The organism is Streptomyces sp. AA4 (assembly GCF_000158875.1).
Lineage (GTDB): Bacteria > Actinomycetota > Actinomycetes > Mycobacteriales > Pseudonocardiaceae > Amycolatopsis.
The window spans coordinates 7,215,655-7,230,942 of the sequence record NZ_GG657746.1; the positions used below are offsets into that span (position 1 = coordinate 7,215,655).

Below are 15,288 nucleotides of genomic sequence, written 5' to 3' on the forward strand. Positions count from 1 at the left end.
GTCCCGGAACAACCGGGCCCGCGGGACTAGCTGGACTCGCGCACGACCAGCGACACCGGCAAGATCTGCGCGCCCGGCGCGACGTCCTCGCCGTCCAGCAGCCGCATCAGCGTGGAAACCATCGCGTGGACCTGCTCGCGCGGATCCTGGTGCACCGAGGTCAACGGCGGCGTCATGGCCGGAGCGAGCGCGGCGTTGTCGTCGAAGCTGACCACCGCGACGTCGCCGGGCACGGCGCGTCCGGCGTCTGACAGCGTGCGCAACGCGCCCACCGCCATCATGTCGCTGCCGACGAACACCGCGTCGAGATCCGGCACCCGCTCCAGCAGCGCGGCCATTGCTTTCGCGCCGCCGGCCAGCGTGAAATCGGCTTCCTCGGCCAGGCCAGACGGGTCGATCCCGGCGTCCACCAGGGTCTTGCGCCAGCCGGCGAGCCGGTCGATCGGCGCGCCCTGGTCCTGCGGACCCGCGATGGTCGCGATCCGCCGGCGGCCGGAATCGACCAGATGCGTCACCGCCTGCCGAGCGCCGCCCTCGTTGTCGAAATCAACCAGATGCACGCCTCGGCGCAGATCGGCCGCCTGCCCGCCGAACACCACGGGCAGCTTCAGCAACCGCAATGCCCGGGGCAGCGGGTCGGCGCGGTGCGGAGCGAAGACGAGGACCCCGTCGACGTGTCCGCCCTCGAGAAATCGCACGGTGCGGCCGAGATCCTCGCGGGTGTCGCTGAAAAGCAGCACCATCTGGCAGCCGACGTCGGCCAGTTCGCGGTAGCCGGCGCGCATCACCGCGGTCCGGTACGGGTCGTCGAGCAGCCGCGCTTCCGGTTCCGACAGCACCACCGCGATCGCGCCGGTCCGCCGGGTGACGAGCGAGCGCGCGGCCTGATTCGGCGAATACCCGAGGTCCCGCGCCGCGGCCAGCACCTTCTCGCGCGAGCGCGCGCTGACGTACGCGTCGTCGTTCAGCGCGCGCGACGCGGTGGACCGCGAGACCCCGGCGAACGCCGCGACGTCCTCCAGCGTCGGCCGCTCGTCCTCGGACCGAGGCGCCACTCCGCCCACCCCCTGCCTGTCGATCGGGCCCAGCTTAACCGGGTCCGCCCGGGAGCGCTCCCGGAGACTGCAGCCTTGACATCCCCCGTTACCTGCAACACACTCGTTCGGCATCTGGGAGCGCTCCCAGAACGACTTCCAAGGGGTTGACGACGGTGACAACGTTCCGGAAGGGCCTGGTGCTGGCACTGGGCATCACGATGACCGCGGTGAGCGCCGCGGCGTGCGGCGGCGGCGACGGCGACGTGCCCGCCGCGGCCGGGCCGAACGAGCACGTGGAGCTGACGCTCGCGACGTTCACGGAATTCGGCTACGAGGCACTCATCCCGGAGTACGAGCGGCTGCACCCGAACATCAAGATCACCCACCGCAAAACCGGCCAGGGCGGACCGTACGCCCAGGACATGATGACGAAGCTCGCGGCGGGCTCCGGGCTGGCCGACGTGCAGGCCGTCGAGGAAGGCCACCTGTCGGACATCCTCAGCAAGTCCTCGAAGTTGAACGACCTGAGCCAGATCGGTCCCTCGGGCGTTTCGCCGGACCGGTGGCTTTCGTGGAAATACGAGGCGGGCAAAGACAAAAACGGCAAGCTGATCGGCTACGGCACGGACATCGGCCCGCTCGCCATGTGCTACCGCAAGGACCTGCTCGCCGCGGCCGGCCTGCCGAGCGACCCGGAGGCGGTGAAACCGCTGTTCGCGACGTGGGACAGCTATTTCGCGGCCGGTGCCCAGTACACCGCCAAAACCGGCAAGGCCTGGTTCGATTCGGCGGCGCAGAACTTCAACTCGATGGTCAACCAACTGCCGGTCGGCTACCTCGACACCAGCGACAAGCTCACCGTCGAGAACAACCAGGGCATCAAGGACGCCTGGACGAAGGTGACCGACGCGGTCGCGAAGGGCGAATCGGCGAAGCTCACCGCGTTCAGCAACGAATGGAATTCCGGGTTCAAGCAGAGCGCGTTCGCCACGAAGGCCTGTCCGGCGTGGATGCTCGGGGTGATCAAGGAGCAGGCCGGGCCGGACAACGCGGGCAAATGGGCGGTCACCGCGGCGTTTCCCGGCGGAGGCGGCAACTGGGGCGGTTCGTACCTGACCGTGCCGAAGCAGAGCAAGCATCCGCGGGAGGCCGCTGAACTGGCCGCCTGGCTCACCGCGCCGGAGCAGCAGATCAAGGCGTTCGAGGCGAAGGGCAACTTCCCGAGCCAGACGAAGGCGCTGGAAAGCCCGCAACTGCTGAACGCGACCGACGCGTACTTCGGCGGCGCGAAGATCGGCGAACTGTTCGCCGAGCAGGCGAAGAAGGTGGCGAAACCGCAGTACAAGGGCCCGAACGACGGGCAGATCCAGGAGAACGTGGCCAGCCCGGCACTGCAGTCGGTGGAACAGGGCGCCTCGGCCGCGGACGGCTGGCAGCGTCTCGTCGACGGCGCGAAGAAACTCGCTCGTTGACGATGACTGTCACCAACAAGACCGCTCCGGAAAGCCGGGCCACGACGCGGCCGCAAACCGCGCCGCGGCCCGGCCTGCGGGACCGATTGGCGCGCTGGGACGTCAAAATCTCGCCCTATCTGTACGTCGCGCCGTTCTTCATCGTCTTCGCCATCGTGGGCATGTTCCCGTTGCTGTACACCGCGTACGTGTCGTTGTTTTCCTGGAAAGCCGGCGACGACGATCCGGATTTCATCGGCCTGGACAACTTCAAGGAACTGTTTGCGGACACACAGTTCTGGCACGCGCTGGAAAACACGGTCAGCATCTTCCTGCTCTCCAGCGTTCCCCAGCTGATCATCGCGTTGCTGCTCGCCGCGGTGCTCACGTTGCGGCTGCGCGGCGCGACCGGGTGGCGCGTCGGCATTCTGCTGCCGTACGCGGCGAGTCTGGTGGCGCTCGGGATCATCTTCGCGAACCTGTTCGGCCCGCGCTACGGGCTCGTCAACGGCGTGCTCCAGACCCTCGGACTGTCCCCGGTGGACTGGCAGGCCAACCGGTTCGCCAGCCACGTCGCCATCGCGATCATGGTGAACTGGCGGTGGACCGGCTACAACGCGCTGATCGTTCTCGCTGCGATGCAAGCGATTCCGAAGGAATTGCACGAGGCCGCGCTGATCGACGGCGCGGGCACCGTGCGCCGGTTCACCCACGTGACCCTGCCCCTGCTCAAGCCGACACTGATCTTCGTCACCATCACCTCGACGATCGGCGGGCTGCAGATTTTCACCGAGCCCAAGCTGTTCGACGCGATGCCCGGGTCGAACAACGGCGGTTCCACCCATCAGTTCCAGACCGTGACGCTGTATCTGTACCAGACCGCTTTCGAGAATTTCGATCTCGGCTACGCGTCCGCGATCGCGTGGGTGCTCTTCCTGATCATCGTCGTGATCGCGCTGATCAACTACTTCCTCACCGGGCGGCTCGCGGGGAGGCGCAAATGAGCGGGCACCCCAGCTTGCGGGCCCGCGCGGCCCGGCTCGGCAAACCGCGCAAGGCGACCTACGGCGTGCTGATCGTGTTCGTGCTCGGTTCGCTGTTCCCGTTCTACTGGTCGTTTCTCGTCGCCAGCCGCGACAACGGAATGCTCACCGAACGGATTCCGCCGCTGCTGCCGGGCGGCAACTTCTTCGCCAACGCGGCACGGGTGTTCGACACCGTGCCGTTCTGGCGAGCGCTGGCCAACAGCGTCATCGTCTCCGGCACGGTCACGCTCACCACGGTGTTGTTCTCGTCGCTGGCCGGGTTCGCCTTCGCCAAACTGCGCTTCCGCGGCCGCAACGGTTTGTTCGTCTTCATCGTCGTGACGCTCGCGGTGCCGACTCAACTCGGCATCATCCCGTTGTTCATCGCGATGTCGAAACTCGGCTGGGCGGGCGGACTGCAGTCGGTTATCGTGCCCAACCTGGTCACCGCGTTCGGCGTGTTCTGGATGCGACAGTACACAGTGGACGCTCTGCCGTACGAGCTGATCGAAGCCGCGCGCATGGACGGGTGCAGCATGATCCGGATCTTCTGGAACGTGTGCCTGCCCGCCGTCCGCCCGGCCGCGGCGATCCTCGCGATGTTCACGTTCATGACGTCCTGGAACGATTTCCTGTGGCCGCTCGTGGTGCTCGACGCGGGCAATCCGACCGTGCAGGTGGCGCTCGAAAAACTGCAGAGCGGCTACTACGTCGACTATTCGCTGGTGCTCGCGGGCACCACGCTGGCCACGATTCCGATCCTCATCGTCTTCCTCCTGCTCGGCCGCCAGATCGTGGCCGGGATCATGCAAGGCGCCGTGAAAGGGTGACCATGTCCGCACAGCCGATCCCCGACGTGCTCGCGTTCCCGGACGCGTTCGTCTGGGGCGCCGCCACGGCGGCCTTCCAGGTCGAAGGATCGACCACCGCCGACGGTCGCGAGGCCTCCGTCTGGGACACCTTCGCCGCACGTCCGGGCGCGGTGGCCGGCGGCGACACCGGCGACCCGGCGGCCGACCACTACCGCCGCTATGCCGACGACGTCGCGCTGATGCGCTCGCTCGGGCTCACCGCGTACCGGTTTTCCCTTTCCTGGCCGCGAATCCTGCCGCACGGCAAGCCGGAACCGCGCGGGCTGGACTTCTACGACCGGCTCGTGGACCGGCTGCTGGCGGCGGGAATCCAGCCGTGGGCGACGCTGTACCACTGGGATCTTCCGCAGTCGCTGGAAGACCGCGGCGGCTGGACCGCGCGCGACACCGCGTACCGGTTCGCCGAATACGCCGAGACCATCGCGGCCCGGCTCGGCGACCGCGTGGCCAGCTGGTCGACGCTGAACGAACCGTGGTGCGCGGCGATGCTCGGCTACGGCTCGGGCGTGCACGCGCCCGGCCGGACGTCGCCGGAAGGGGCCGTGGCCGCGGCGCATCATCTGCTGCTGGGGCACGGGCTGGCGATGGACGTGCTCCGGCAGCACACGAGCACGCCGTCCGGGATCACGCTCAACCTGTACCCGGTCGTCGCGGACTCCCCGGAGGACGCTGACGCGGTTCGCCGGATCGACGGACTGCAGAACCGGTTGTTCCTAGACCCGCTGCTGAGCGGCGGCTACCCCGCTGACCTGCGCGAGGACCTCGCCCGGTTCGGCTTCGACACCGTGGTGCGCGACGGTGACGAGGCGGTGGTCGGCAAGCCGATCGACTGGCTGGGCGTCAACTACTACCGCGGCTACCGGGTGGCCGGTTCGGCGCGGCCGGGAAGCACCCCGGCGGGCCGGGAATGGCCGGGAGCCGACCAGGTGCACTTCGTCCCGGACCCGGCCGCGCCGCGCACGGCTTCCGGCTGGGAGGTGCGTCCCGGCGGGCTGACCGAATCGCTGCTGCAAGTGCACCGGGACTACCCGCCGGTCCCGTTGTACGTCACGGAGAACGGTGCGGCGTATCCGGATCCGATCCGCGACGGCGAGGTCTCCGACGACGACCGCATCGCCTTCCTCGACGCGCATCTGCGGGCCGCGCACGACGCGCTGGCCCACGGAGTCGACCTGCGGGGGTATTTCTACTGGTCGCTGCTCGACAACTTCGAATGGGCCGAGGGCTACGCGAAGCGCTTCGGCCTGGTGCACGTCGACTACCGCACCCAGCGGCGCACGCCGAAGCGCAGCGCGCGGTGGTATGCGGAGGTGATCGCGCGCAACGCTCTGCCGTGACCTACTCCCGGGTTTATCCGCACCGCCGGGAATGACTTTCTCTTGGTGTTTCGCGTCACGGGGTCCGGACGCGGCCGTCGGACCAGTGCCGGGGCCGCCCCGAACGGTCCCGCGAGCGGAGACTGGAGCGTCCGATGACGGTGCGGAGCCGGGTGGCCGACGAGGTCACCGCGTGGCTGACCGGGGAATTCGCGGGCCGGGTGCCCGCCGAGGCGGTCAAGGTGGTGGTGCGGGCGGCCGGACGGGACCTCGACGGCCGGGTCGTCCCGGACGAGCACGGCGACCTGCTGTACCGCGTGGCGCGGGCCCGGCTGGTGCGGATGCTCTCCGTGCCGGAAGAGCCGCGCATCCCGCGTTCCCGGGGATAAGCCGTTTGCCCCCGGACCCCCACGGGTCCGAGTTCCTCCGGTGGCATGAGGTAACCGGCCGCGCGCCGACCGTGTCCGGCGCGCGCCGCGGGCCGCTACGAGCCCGGTACCCGGCTGCTCAACGGCGCGTGCGAACGCTCCGGCGGCCACCAGACCTGCGCGGGCGGCGGGGGAACGTCATCGTCCGGAAGCTCGAGCGCGTCCGCGCCGCTCTGCCAGCGGTTCCAGTGCACGGCGCACAGTCCGCGCCACAAGGAATCCTCCGCACAGTCCCGCCGACGACACCTGCGTACCTGCTGCCCGCTATCAATCACGTCCACGACTCCAAACCGCGCTCAACCTCCCCGCCGGCTCCAGTCTGCCTCGGCTCCGGCGGGAACGCCCCGCACTCGCGCCAACACAACCCTTGTGCAGCAACGGAACGGGAAGTCCCAGCCTACTCCAGGCACCTGTGCGCGCACCGCGCGACCACAGTGCACTCTTTCAGCGGTTGACGCCTCCCGTGCGCGGCGTTCCCGGTGATTTTCCTGTGCTGCAACGGAGAGTGCGCGTCCGACGGCGCACGGTAGGTATGTCCACAGTGGATGATCAGCGCCGCGGATGATTGACGTCGTACTCGTGCGCGGCGGTGCGTTGAGTACGGGTGCGCAGGAGCTTCTCGTCCGGGGAGTCGTCCACATCGGCCAGTCCGAGCGCGACCGCACGGCGGATCTGCTCGCGGTTGTCGCGGACGACGGAGGAGAAGAAGTCGTCGATGCGCGGGTCCAGAAGGACTTCCAGCAGGACCCGGAAGGACGTGTCGACGGTCGCGCGGACGATCTCGTCGTGGAACGGCAGCCTGCGCAGTTTGCCGAGCTGCGGGTCCTCGGAGATCTTCTCGGTGATGATCGCGCGCAGTTCGGTCTTGTTCTCGCTGAGGGATTTGGCGAGGTTCTCCGGGTAGTTGCCGGTTTCGAGAACCTTGACCACCTCGTCCAGGACGGCGATGGTCACCGGCTTTTTGATGGCGTGGACGATGGGTTCGGAGAGTTTGTCCACCAGGCGGTAGGTGAACTGCTCCCCTACCGCGCGGTCGGCCGCCCTGCCCAGGCGGACGATCAGGAGGATCACGCCGATGACGTGGTGGTGCGCGGTGAAGGCCGGGTGGGCCACCGGGATCATCGCGAAGACCTCGTACCAGGTGCGGGCGAGGAAGGCGGCTCGCCAGCCTTGTTTGCGCCAGCGGTGGAGGAGTTCCAGGAGGAAGATGCCGCAGATTACGCAGTCTGCCGGGAAGAACCATTGGCTGATGTCGGGCGGCGGGGGGCTGATGAGGAGCCAGGCCAGCATTCCGGTGGAGACGACGGCCAGGGCTAGCATGATCCAGTCGTCGGCCCGGACGTTGCCGGGGAGGATGCCGCTGTTGAGTTCAGCTTCGGCTTCGGCTGAACGGCCGGTGGTCATGCTGGCTCCCTGATCACTGGGGGTGTGGCCCTGGTGATGATCCCATGGGGTGGTCGGTGGGGCTGGGAGCTGTGGGGGGTGGGTTTCGGCTCGTCGCCCTGGGGGCGACATTGCGCCGCCCCTGGTTGCGTGGGGCACCCCGATTGTTGATTGTGCTGACGGTTCGGGGGTGCTTGTCAAGGCGGGAAAGATGCCTTGACAAGCACCCCCGAACCGCAGAGAGGCTTCGTATCGGGGTTGGGGGAGGGGTGGGTGCCCCCGGTGGTTGGGTGCACTGGCGGCGGTTTTTGCGCGACTCTGGCGTTGCTGCTTTGAGTGGGGCGGCGGGCGGGTAGCGCCCCAATGTGGCATTGGGTGCATGTGATGCACCCAATGTGGCGTTCGGTGCGTGCGACGCACCCAATGTGGCGTTCGGTGCGTGCGACGCACCCAATGTGGCGTTCGGTGCGTGCGACGCACCCAATGTGGCGTTCGGTGCGAGGAGATCTCGGCGGCGCCGGCGGGGAGCGGTCCGTGAAGGGCTCCTTGAGGGAATCTAATTCCCTCAAGGAGCCCTTCACGCCCGACGGAAAGGTCGTGAGGGGAACCCTGAGGGACTCTGAGTCCGTGAAGGTGGCCCTCACGGACGGCGGAGGATCGCGAGGGGAACCCTCACGAACCGGTGCGCCGTCGGCGAGAGGTGGTGGAGTTCTTCGCCACCGTTCGGTGGAGGGCCGTCAGGGGAACATCGCCGGGGCACAGGCCGCGAGGGCTCCGGACTGCGGGAGTCCGGACCGCGCTGCTCGCGTCCCGGAGCCATCCGCTGCCGGCCTTCCCGCCGAACCCGCAGGGGACCTGAGCCTTGAAGGGCTCCTTCCGGGAATCAGATTCCCTCAAGGAGTCCCTCACGGAACGCTTCGGAACCGGTTCACCTGGGGAGTTCGAGTCCGACATCTTGACACCAAACACCCCGTGCAGCAGGCTTTTCTCACGCCGCCTAGTTAGGAAAGTTTACTAACAAGGAGTCCCGCATGCCTGCTTCCCGGAAGGTGGCGTTGTTCGCCGCCGTTTCCGTATCGGTTACCGCTGTGTTGGCTGGTGCTGGGCCCGCCTCCGCGGTTTCCGTGGCTCGTCCGTTTCCCGCGCACGTTACCTACCAGACCGGTGTCCGGCCGTCGGTCAGTCAGGCTGATCAGGACGCTGCGGTCAAGAAGCAGTACGACTCCTGGAAGCAAACCTACCTCCGCCAGGCTTGCGGCGGTTACCTCGTCTGGGCGACCGACGACGCGCCCAACAAGGGCACCGTTTCCGAGGCGCAGGGGTACGGGATGAACATCGTCCCGTTGATGGCGGGGTACGACGACCAGGCCAAGACCATTTTCGACGGGATGTGGAAGTTCGTTCAGGACCACCGGGACAGCAAGGGGCTCTTCCAGTGGAAGATCGACGGCAAGACCTGCAAGTACGCCGACGACGGCACGCCTGACTCCGCTACCGACGGCGACCTCGACGTCGGTTACGGGCTGATTCTCGCGGACAAGCAGTGGGGCGGCTACAGCTCCGCCGCCAAGGACTGGCTTGCCAAGATTTACCAGAACGACGTCGCGTCCGATGGGCATCTCAAGATCGCCGACGGCGCGGGCAACGACGACACCCGGCCGTCCGACTTCATGCTCGACCACCTGCGCGCGTTCGCCAAGTATGACACCGCGCACGACTGGAACAAGGTCGTCACTCGCACCGAGCAGTTGATCACGCAGTTCACCGCCAAGTATTCGCCGACCGCGAATCTGCTGTCCGACTTCGTGGTCGGGGCGAACACCAACAGCCCGAAGCCGGCGCCCGCGGATCATCTGGAGAACCAGCCGGACAACATCGTCGGCTACAACTCGGTTCGCGTGCCTTGGCACATGGGCACGGACGCGCTGCTGTACGGCGGCAAGGTCGCGACCGACGTCGCCAAGAAGGAATCGGCCAGCTACAAGAGCCACTCCGGGGCCAACCCGGCCAAGATTTACCCGCACACCAAACTGGACGGCACGCCGACCAAGACCAGTGACCAGTCCGAGGTCGCGGCCAACCCGGTCGGGGTCGCGGCGATGGTCGCGGGCGATCAGGCCTGGACCGACACGCTGTGGAAGTACATGGCGACCAACCCGTACGACGACACGTACTACGGCGAGACCATCAAACTGCTCGTCTACCTGGTGATGTCCGGCAACTACTGGGCCCCGTGACCCCGGACCTGCCCGCGCGGACGGCTAGCCAGCGGCGTCCGTGCGGGCAGGCGGGCACGTTCCGCCGGGGGTGGTCAGCAGTTCGAAGTGCCACATCTCGTTCGCGTACACCTGGCACAGCCCGTACTTCGCGCCGTGCTGGATCAGCCAGTCAGCGGCTCGGGTGGGGGCGACGTCGACGGCTTTGCCGGATACGTGCGTCGACTTTTCCGGCGTGTTCACGAATTTCCGCGCCTGTTCCAGGCTGCCGTACTTTTCGATGCCGGCGTCAAGCAGCTTCTGCTGGTACTCCTTCGTCCGCCAGCCCGACGCGATGCGAATGTCCACTTTGCGCTGCCGAGCGTCAGTTGCCGCCTCCTGCAATGCTTTTCGCAATGCCGGGTCGAGATTCCCGACCGCGGGGTAGTTCGTGTCGAAGGGCGTGAGCGTGACGCCTTCCGGGGCACCGCCTTGAGCCGGGTCGTGGTCTGGGTCGCCGTCGAGCACCGGAAGGCCGGAGCACCCGGCGACGACGAACGCGGGCAGCACGAGCAGGATCTTGTTCCGCAGCACGCCGCAACTATCGCGAGCGGGTATCCCCGGAAGGTTCGGCGAATGTCCGCGCTGCGTAACAAGACCGCATGGTCAGGTAACGGGCCTCAGGCGGTCAGCCCGATCCCCGCTTCGGCGGTGTTGACCAGGAACGTCAGCGTCTCGTAGAAGTACAGCTCCACAGTGGACGCGTCATGGCTGGAGTACCCGATGGACAGGTCCTGTCCGAAGTGGAGTTCGTAGTCGCCGCCGCGGGTGGACAGCACACAGGCGCCGTTGATCGCGGGCGTGCGGATGAGTTCGCCGTCCACGATCTGCTTCAGGTGTTCCAGCACCGGATAACCGTGGTTGGCCGCCTCGTACGCGGCGGTGAACTCGTCGTCGCTGAGCAGGACGGTGTACGGCCCGGCCACGCCCGCGTCGCACAGTTCGGCGATCGCGTCGCCGATCGCCTTCGGGTAGCCCGGGGCCTCCGGCGGCAGCGCGATCGGCGACAGCGACGAAGCCGGGCGGATCCCGGTGATGCCCGCCTCGGCGAAACCGTCGACCACGATCCGGTCCTCGGCGTACGCGATCTGCTGCGCGGCGTCCTTCACCGGCTGCCAGTCCGCGTCTTTCGCGCCCCACTCGACCGAATCGACTTCCTCGCGCGACACCGTGAACGGCACCCGCAGTTCGACGATCCGCTGCGCCGTGCGCAGGCTTGTCGCGACGCCGTCGAACTTGCCGCTGACGCGTTCGCGGCGTCCGGTGCCGACCGCGGCGAGTGCCGGGTCCCCGGCGACGACGACGTCGACCACCCGGCGCGCCGCGGCGAACTCGGCGAAGGTGCGCTTCGCCTCCTCCTCCAGGTCCGCCCACGCGGCGGCGGAGATCGGGGCGAGTTCGCGATGCAGGTTGTTCATGACCGAGTGCTCCTTCGCAGGCTTCCGATGCCCAGCGACGTCCCGGCGGGCGTCGCGGCAGCCGGCGGTTCCGGCTCGGGCGGGGCGTCCGGCGGATCTTCGAGGAAGTCCGCGGTCGGCACGTAGAACAGCGCGCCGGTGTGGGGCGTGGAGAAGTCGAGAATCCGGTCGTAATTGCCCGGCGGCGACCCGACGAACATGTTCTCCAGCATTTTCTCTATGACCGCCGGAGATTTGGTGTAGCCGATGAAATACGTGCCGAACTCGTCGTGCCCGGGACGGCCGAACGGCATGTTGTCGCGCAGGATGTCGAGTTCGTTGCCCTCGTCGTCGGTGATCACGTTGAGCGCGATGTGGGAATCGGCGGGCTTTTCCTCGTCCGAAAGCTCCACATCGGACAGTTTGCGCCGCCCGATCACCAGCTCCTGCTGTTCGGTGGTGAGCGCGTTCCACGCCGCCATGTCGTGCAGGTACTTCTGCACGACCACGTAACTGCCGCGATTGAACGGTTCGTCGTCGTCCACCAGCACGGCCTGATTGACGCCGTTGCCGGTCGGATTCTCGGTGCCGTCGACGAACCCGAGCACGTCGCGCGCGTCGAAGTACCGGAAGCCCTGCACCTCGTCGAGCACCTGCACCGAACCGCGCAGCCGGTCCATGATCAGCGATTCCAGCTCGAAGCACAGATCGAGCCGCTCGGCGCGGAGGTGGAACAGCAGGTCGGCCTCGGCGGTGAGGACGCTCGTGTGCTTCTCGCCGGCGAAGACCGGCAGCTCGTGCAGTTCCGCGGGCCGCGGACCGCCGTAGATCCGGTCCCACGCCGCCGACGAGATCCCGGCGACACAGGTGAGCCCGGCCCCGGCGTCGCGGAAACCGACCGCGCGCTGCAGTCCGGCCAGGTCGGAGAGGAGGTCTTTCGCGATCTGCTCGGCGCCAGCGTTGACCTGGACCATCAGGAAGATCGCGGCCCTGGTCAACGGTGCGGAAACGGCCTGCGGCTCAGGCGGTTCAAGGTCCCCCGCTTGCACGCTCGCGTACCCCTTTTCGCCCGGTGACCGTCCGAGCGCATCCTAACCACGGACGGGCGAGCGCACCCGGCATCGCCACTCCGGCGGGGTAACCGAGTGGCGCGGCACAAGCGACCTTGTCCGGCTCCACAGCGCGTCAGAACTGGCCGCCGCCCGCGTGGACCGTCTGGCCGGTGACCCAGCGGGCCTGGTCCGACGCCAGGAACCCCACGATGTCCGCGATGTCGCCAGGCTCGGCGATCCGGCCGAGCGGCGTCTGTTTCGCGCTGTACTCGACCACGTCCGGCGGCCCGTCGGCGAGAAGCGCCTCGGTGCGGACCGCGCCCGGAAGCACGCTGTTCACCGTCACGCCGCGGGCCGAGTTCCTTCGCCAGCACGCGCACGAACTGGTCTCCGGCGGCCTTCGCGGCCCCGTAGATCGCGGTGCCCGGCCGCGCCGTCTGAACGACCCCGCTCGACACCACGACGATCCGGCCGCCGTCGCGCACTCGCCGGGCCGCCTCGCGCAAGGCGACGAAGGTGGGCCGCAGGTTGGTGTTGAAAATCAGGTCGAAGACCTCGTCGGAGGCCTCCGCGAGCGGCACGAACCGCGCGATGCCCACGTTGGCGACGACCACGTCGAGACCGCCGAATTCCTTTTCCGTGCGGTCGAAAAGGCCGCGCAGCTCAGTGTCGTCGGTGACGTCCGCGCGCAGGGCGACGGCCTGCCCGCCGTCCGCACGGATCTTCGCGACGACGGCTTCGGCGGACGCCTGGTCCGAGCGGTAGTTGACCGCGACGGAAAGCCCGTCCGCGCCCAGCCGTTCCGCGATCGCCCTGCCGATCCCCCGCGAGCTTCCGGTGACCAACGCGACGCTTGCTTCGGTCTGCACAGCACCAGTCTAGTGGCGCCCGAAATGATGCCCTTCGTCGGCGAAACCGTGCGCGGCAAGGAAAACCAGCATCGCCACCGCGAACATCAGCAAAATCCCGGCAGCCAGCTTCCGCCGCGGCGGCGCGGTCCCGAACTCCGTGACCAGCTGGTGTCCGGCCAGCAGGAGCAACGGCTGCCAGCGGGTCCGCGGCGCCGGCGAGGGCAGGTCCGCGACCACCGCGTCCAGCTCGTGCCGGTACTGCGCCGCGTAGACCGTCGTGACCCGTTCTTCCACCTCGGCCAGGCTCAGCCGCCCCTCCCCCGCCGCGGCGTTCAGGGCTTTCGTCGTCTGCTCGCGTTCGGCGTCGGAGCAGCGGACGGGTCGATCGTCAGTCATGCTTTCCTCCCGGGCAAAACAGGAATCAGCCGAGCCGCCAGCTTCGCCAGCGGCTCGCGGACCACGAGCCCGAGCGCACCGACCCCGGCGCCGACCACGAACCCCGCGAGCACGTCGTGCGGGTAATGCGCCCCGACGTACACCCGCGAAATCCCCATCAGCACCGCGAAAACGAGCGCCCAGAGCCCCCATTTGCGGTTGACCAGCAGCAACGCCACCGCGAACGCCGCCACGATGACCGTGTGGTTGCTGGGAAACGCGTAGTCGGTCGGCGGGTCGCACGGCAGCAGCGTGTGCACACCAGGAACCACGCGGCACGGCCGGACCTCGGCGAACACCGACTTCAGCACCGTGTCCACGGCGAACGCCACCGCGATCGCGATCGGCACCCATGCCGCGGCTGCCAGCGCCGCCGGTCCCCTCGTGCGAGCCCGCCAGAGCAGCGCGAGGATCACCGGCGCCACCAGGAAAACCCCGTACTCGCTGAACGTCGTCACGATTCCGGCCAGCCAATGCTGTGCCCAGGCGAAATCCGTGACGTCGCGATACCAGCCAGCGTCGATCATCGCATCGCCCTCCTTCGTGCGCGGACCAGTTCCACCAGCAGCGGGCTCAGCGAAAGCAGCACCACCACGGCGATGACCGGCAGCAGGTACGTGTCGATGTTCGGCACCGACGCGCCCAGCGCGTATCCAGCGAGCGTAACCCCGACTGTCCACAGCAGACCGCCGATTACCTGCCACAACGCGAATTTCGCGGCGGGCATCCCGGCGATGCCGACGAGCGGGTTCAGCACGGTGCGGACCACCGGGATGAACCGCGCCAGCACCACGGCCTTGCCCAGGCCGTACCGGGTGAGCAGCGCCGATCCGCGCGCGACGCCCTCGTGCAGGTGCTTGTTCCGCACCCGGACGAGCAGCGCGCCGCCGCCTCGCCGGCCGAGGACGTATCCGGTCTGCGCGCCGAGCAGCGCTCCGGCCGCGGCGGCGACGATGACGGCCGCGAGCGGCAGGTGGAGCTTCGACGAGGCCGCCAGCACCCCCGCGGTGAACAACAGCGAGTCGCCGGGCAGAAAGAAGCCCACGAGCAGGCCGGTCTCGGCGAACATCACCGCGAAGACGCCGAGCGGGCCGAACGCGGCCAGCAGCCACTTCGGGTCGAGCATGCCACCTCCAACTACTACACAACTGTCGAAATTCTACATGAACGTAGTAGTGAGCTGAGCTGCTTCGACAAACCGGTAGAATTTGGGGCATGCGCAACGGACGGGGCGAGAGCGCCCGGCGAGCACCCGGCGAGCTGGAGGCCGAGGTGCTCGCCGTGCTGTGGGAATCCGACGAGCCGATGTCGGCCGCCGGCGTGCAGGAGCGGCTCGGCGGCGGACTGGCCTACACCACTGTCGTCACGATCCTGTCCCGGCTGTTCGAGAAGGGCGTGGCGACCCGCGAGAAACAGGGCCGCTCGTTCACCTACCGCGCCGCCGACGACGAACCCGGGCTCGCCGCCCGCCGGATGAGCAAGGTGCTCGACGCGGAAGCGGACCGGTCCAGCGTGCTCGCGAAATTCGTCTCGAACCTGTCCGAATCGGACGAAGCCGTGCTGCGCGACCTGCTGCGCCAGAGCGGCGGCTGACCGTGAACCTCGACCTGCTCACTCCCCTGTTGCTGCCGTTGGCTTCCTGGCCGGTGGCGCGCTGGGTCGCGCCCCGGTTGTCGCCGCGGCTGGGCAGCTGGCTGCTCGCCGGTTCCGCGCTGGTGCTGGCGATAGGCAGCACGGCCACGCTCGCGGTGCTCGCGGCGGCGGGGCTCGCGCAGCTGCCGTTCGT

Annotated in this window: 15 protein-coding genes and 1 pseudogene; 7 read left to right on the forward strand and 9 right to left on the reverse strand. The window is 68.1% G+C overall.

Annotated features, from left to right (window positions below; all coding sequences use genetic code 11):
• Positions 1 to 26: 26 nt before the first annotated feature.
• Entirely contained in the window at positions 27 to 1,055 is a 1,029-nt protein-coding gene (locus SSMG_RS32785) for a LacI family DNA-binding transcriptional regulator (RefSeq protein WP_009083238.1), read from the reverse strand.
• A 155-nt stretch (positions 1,056 to 1,210) separates the two neighbouring features.
• On the opposite strand from SSMG_RS32785, the gene SSMG_RS32790 reads away from it, so the two are divergent.
• The 5 genes from SSMG_RS32790 to SSMG_RS32810 all read left to right on the forward strand — a co-directional run bounded on the left by SSMG_RS32790 (position 1,211) and on the right by SSMG_RS32810 (position 6,090).
• The gene (locus SSMG_RS32790; protein WP_009083241.1) at positions 1,211 to 2,509 is read left to right on the forward strand and encodes an ABC transporter substrate-binding protein; all 1,299 of its coding nucleotides are present in this window, start codon (positions 1,211 to 1,213) and stop codon (positions 2,507 to 2,509) included.
• A 2-nt stretch (positions 2,510 to 2,511) separates the two neighbouring features.
• Positions 2,512 to 3,492, forward strand: coding sequence for a carbohydrate ABC transporter permease (locus SSMG_RS32795; RefSeq protein ID WP_037715620.1), 981 nt, complete (start codon positions 2,512 to 2,514; stop codon positions 3,490 to 3,492).
• Complete coding sequence (locus tag SSMG_RS32800) at positions 3,489 to 4,343, forward strand: carbohydrate ABC transporter permease (protein ID WP_009083245.1); 855 nt, start codon at positions 3,489 to 3,491, stop codon at positions 4,341 to 4,343. The genes SSMG_RS32795 and SSMG_RS32800 overlap by 4 nt, the downstream gene beginning before the upstream one ends.
• A gap of 2 nt (positions 4,344 to 4,345) precedes the next feature.
• Positions 4,346 to 5,722: a GH1 family beta-glucosidase gene (locus tag SSMG_RS32805; protein ID WP_050788338.1), complete on the forward strand. Its 1,377-nt coding sequence runs from the start codon at positions 4,346 to 4,348 to the stop codon at positions 5,720 to 5,722.
• A gap of 134 nt (positions 5,723 to 5,856) precedes the next feature.
• On the forward strand, positions 5,857 to 6,090 hold the full coding sequence (locus SSMG_RS32810; protein ID WP_009083248.1) for a hypothetical protein: 234 nt from the start codon (positions 5,857 to 5,859) through the stop codon (positions 6,088 to 6,090).
• A gap of 588 nt (positions 6,091 to 6,678) precedes the next feature.
• On the opposite strand, the gene SSMG_RS32820 is transcribed toward SSMG_RS32810, so the two are convergent.
• Positions 6,679 to 7,533, reverse strand: coding sequence for an ion transporter (locus SSMG_RS32820; protein WP_009083249.1), 855 nt, complete (start codon positions 7,531 to 7,533; stop codon positions 6,679 to 6,681).
• Between the two features lie 1,010 nt (positions 7,534 to 8,543).
• Between SSMG_RS32820 and SSMG_RS32825 the strand changes: the two genes are divergently transcribed.
• Positions 8,544 to 9,749 carry a glycosyl hydrolase family 8 gene (locus SSMG_RS32825; protein ID WP_009083250.1) on the forward strand — a complete coding sequence of 402 codons (1,206 nt, stop codon included), beginning with the start codon at positions 8,544 to 8,546 and terminating at the stop codon, positions 9,747 to 9,749.
• A gap of 24 nt (positions 9,750 to 9,773) precedes the next feature.
• Here the strand turns inward: SSMG_RS32825 and SSMG_RS32830 are convergent, their stop codons facing one another.
• The 7 genes and pseudogenes from SSMG_RS32830 to SSMG_RS32860 all read right to left on the reverse strand — a co-directional run bounded on the left by SSMG_RS32830 (position 9,774) and on the right by SSMG_RS32860 (position 14,628).
• Entirely contained in the window at positions 9,774 to 10,301 is a 528-nt protein-coding gene (locus tag SSMG_RS32830; protein WP_009083251.1) for a M15 family metallopeptidase, read from the reverse strand.
• 86 nt (positions 10,302 to 10,387) lie between these two features.
• Positions 10,388 to 11,185 (reverse strand): family 1 encapsulin nanocompartment shell protein, encoded by a 798-nt coding sequence (locus SSMG_RS32835; protein WP_009083253.1) that lies wholly within the window; start codon positions 11,183 to 11,185, stop codon positions 10,388 to 10,390.
• A complete protein-coding gene (locus SSMG_RS32840; RefSeq protein WP_009083254.1) occupies positions 11,182 to 12,213 on the reverse strand; it encodes a Dyp-type peroxidase in 1,032 nt (343 codons plus the stop codon). The genes SSMG_RS32835 and SSMG_RS32840 overlap by 4 nt, the downstream gene beginning before the upstream one ends.
• Before the next feature lie 136 nt (positions 12,214 to 12,349).
• Positions 12,350 to 13,085, reverse strand: a pseudogene (locus SSMG_RS47820) (SDR family oxidoreductase).
• A 9-nt stretch (positions 13,086 to 13,094) separates the two neighbouring features.
• Positions 13,095 to 13,463 (reverse strand): DUF1707 domain-containing protein, encoded by a 369-nt coding sequence (locus tag SSMG_RS32850; protein ID WP_009083257.1) that lies wholly within the window; start codon positions 13,461 to 13,463, stop codon positions 13,095 to 13,097.
• Positions 13,460 to 14,029 (reverse strand): phosphatase PAP2 family protein, encoded by a 570-nt coding sequence (locus tag SSMG_RS32855; protein WP_009083258.1) that lies wholly within the window; start codon positions 14,027 to 14,029, stop codon positions 13,460 to 13,462. The genes SSMG_RS32850 and SSMG_RS32855 overlap by 4 nt, the downstream gene beginning before the upstream one ends.
• Entirely contained in the window at positions 14,026 to 14,628 is a 603-nt protein-coding gene (locus SSMG_RS32860) for a DedA family protein (RefSeq protein ID WP_009083259.1), read from the reverse strand. The genes SSMG_RS32855 and SSMG_RS32860 overlap by 4 nt, the downstream gene beginning before the upstream one ends.
• A gap of 89 nt (positions 14,629 to 14,717) precedes the next feature.
• Here SSMG_RS32860 and SSMG_RS32865 point away from each other — a divergent pair, with 89 nt between their 5' ends.
• Positions 14,718 to 15,095, forward strand: coding sequence for a BlaI/MecI/CopY family transcriptional regulator (locus SSMG_RS32865; protein ID WP_009083260.1), 378 nt, complete (start codon positions 14,718 to 14,720; stop codon positions 15,093 to 15,095).
• Positions 15,096 to 15,288: the final 193 nt, after the last annotated feature.

Coding starts and splice junctions, on each gene's coding strand:
- SSMG_RS32825 (WP_009083250.1), top strand. CDS start 8,544: ATGCCTGCTTCCCGGAAGGTGGCGTTGTTCGCCGCCGTTTCCGTATCG.
- SSMG_RS32865 (WP_009083260.1), top strand. CDS start 14,718: ATGCGCAACGGACGGGGCGAGAGCGCCCGGCGAGCACCCGGCGAGCTG.
- SSMG_RS32805 (WP_050788338.1), top strand. CDS start 4,346: ATGTCCGCACAGCCGATCCCCGACGTGCTCGCGTTCCCGGACGCGTTC.
- SSMG_RS32855 (WP_009083258.1), bottom strand. CDS start 14,029: ATGATCGACGCTGGCTGGTATCGCGACGTCACGGATTTCGCCTGGGCA.
- SSMG_RS32820 (WP_009083249.1), bottom strand. CDS start 7,533: ATGACCACCGGCCGTTCAGCCGAAGCCGAAGCTGAACTCAACAGCGGC.
- SSMG_RS32800 (WP_009083245.1), top strand. CDS start 3,489: ATGAGCGGGCACCCCAGCTTGCGGGCCCGCGCGGCCCGGCTCGGCAAA.
- SSMG_RS32795 (WP_037715620.1), top strand. CDS start 2,512: ATGACTGTCACCAACAAGACCGCTCCGGAAAGCCGGGCCACGACGCGG.
- SSMG_RS32850 (WP_009083257.1), bottom strand. CDS start 13,463: ATGACTGACGATCGACCCGTCCGCTGCTCCGACGCCGAACGCGAGCAG.
- SSMG_RS32835 (WP_009083253.1), bottom strand. CDS start 11,185: ATGAACAACCTGCATCGCGAACTCGCCCCGATCTCCGCCGCCGCGTGG.
- SSMG_RS32860 (WP_009083259.1), bottom strand. CDS start 14,628: ATGCTCGACCCGAAGTGGCTGCTGGCCGCGTTCGGCCCGCTCGGCGTC.
- SSMG_RS32810 (WP_009083248.1), top strand. CDS start 5,857: ATGACGGTGCGGAGCCGGGTGGCCGACGAGGTCACCGCGTGGCTGACC.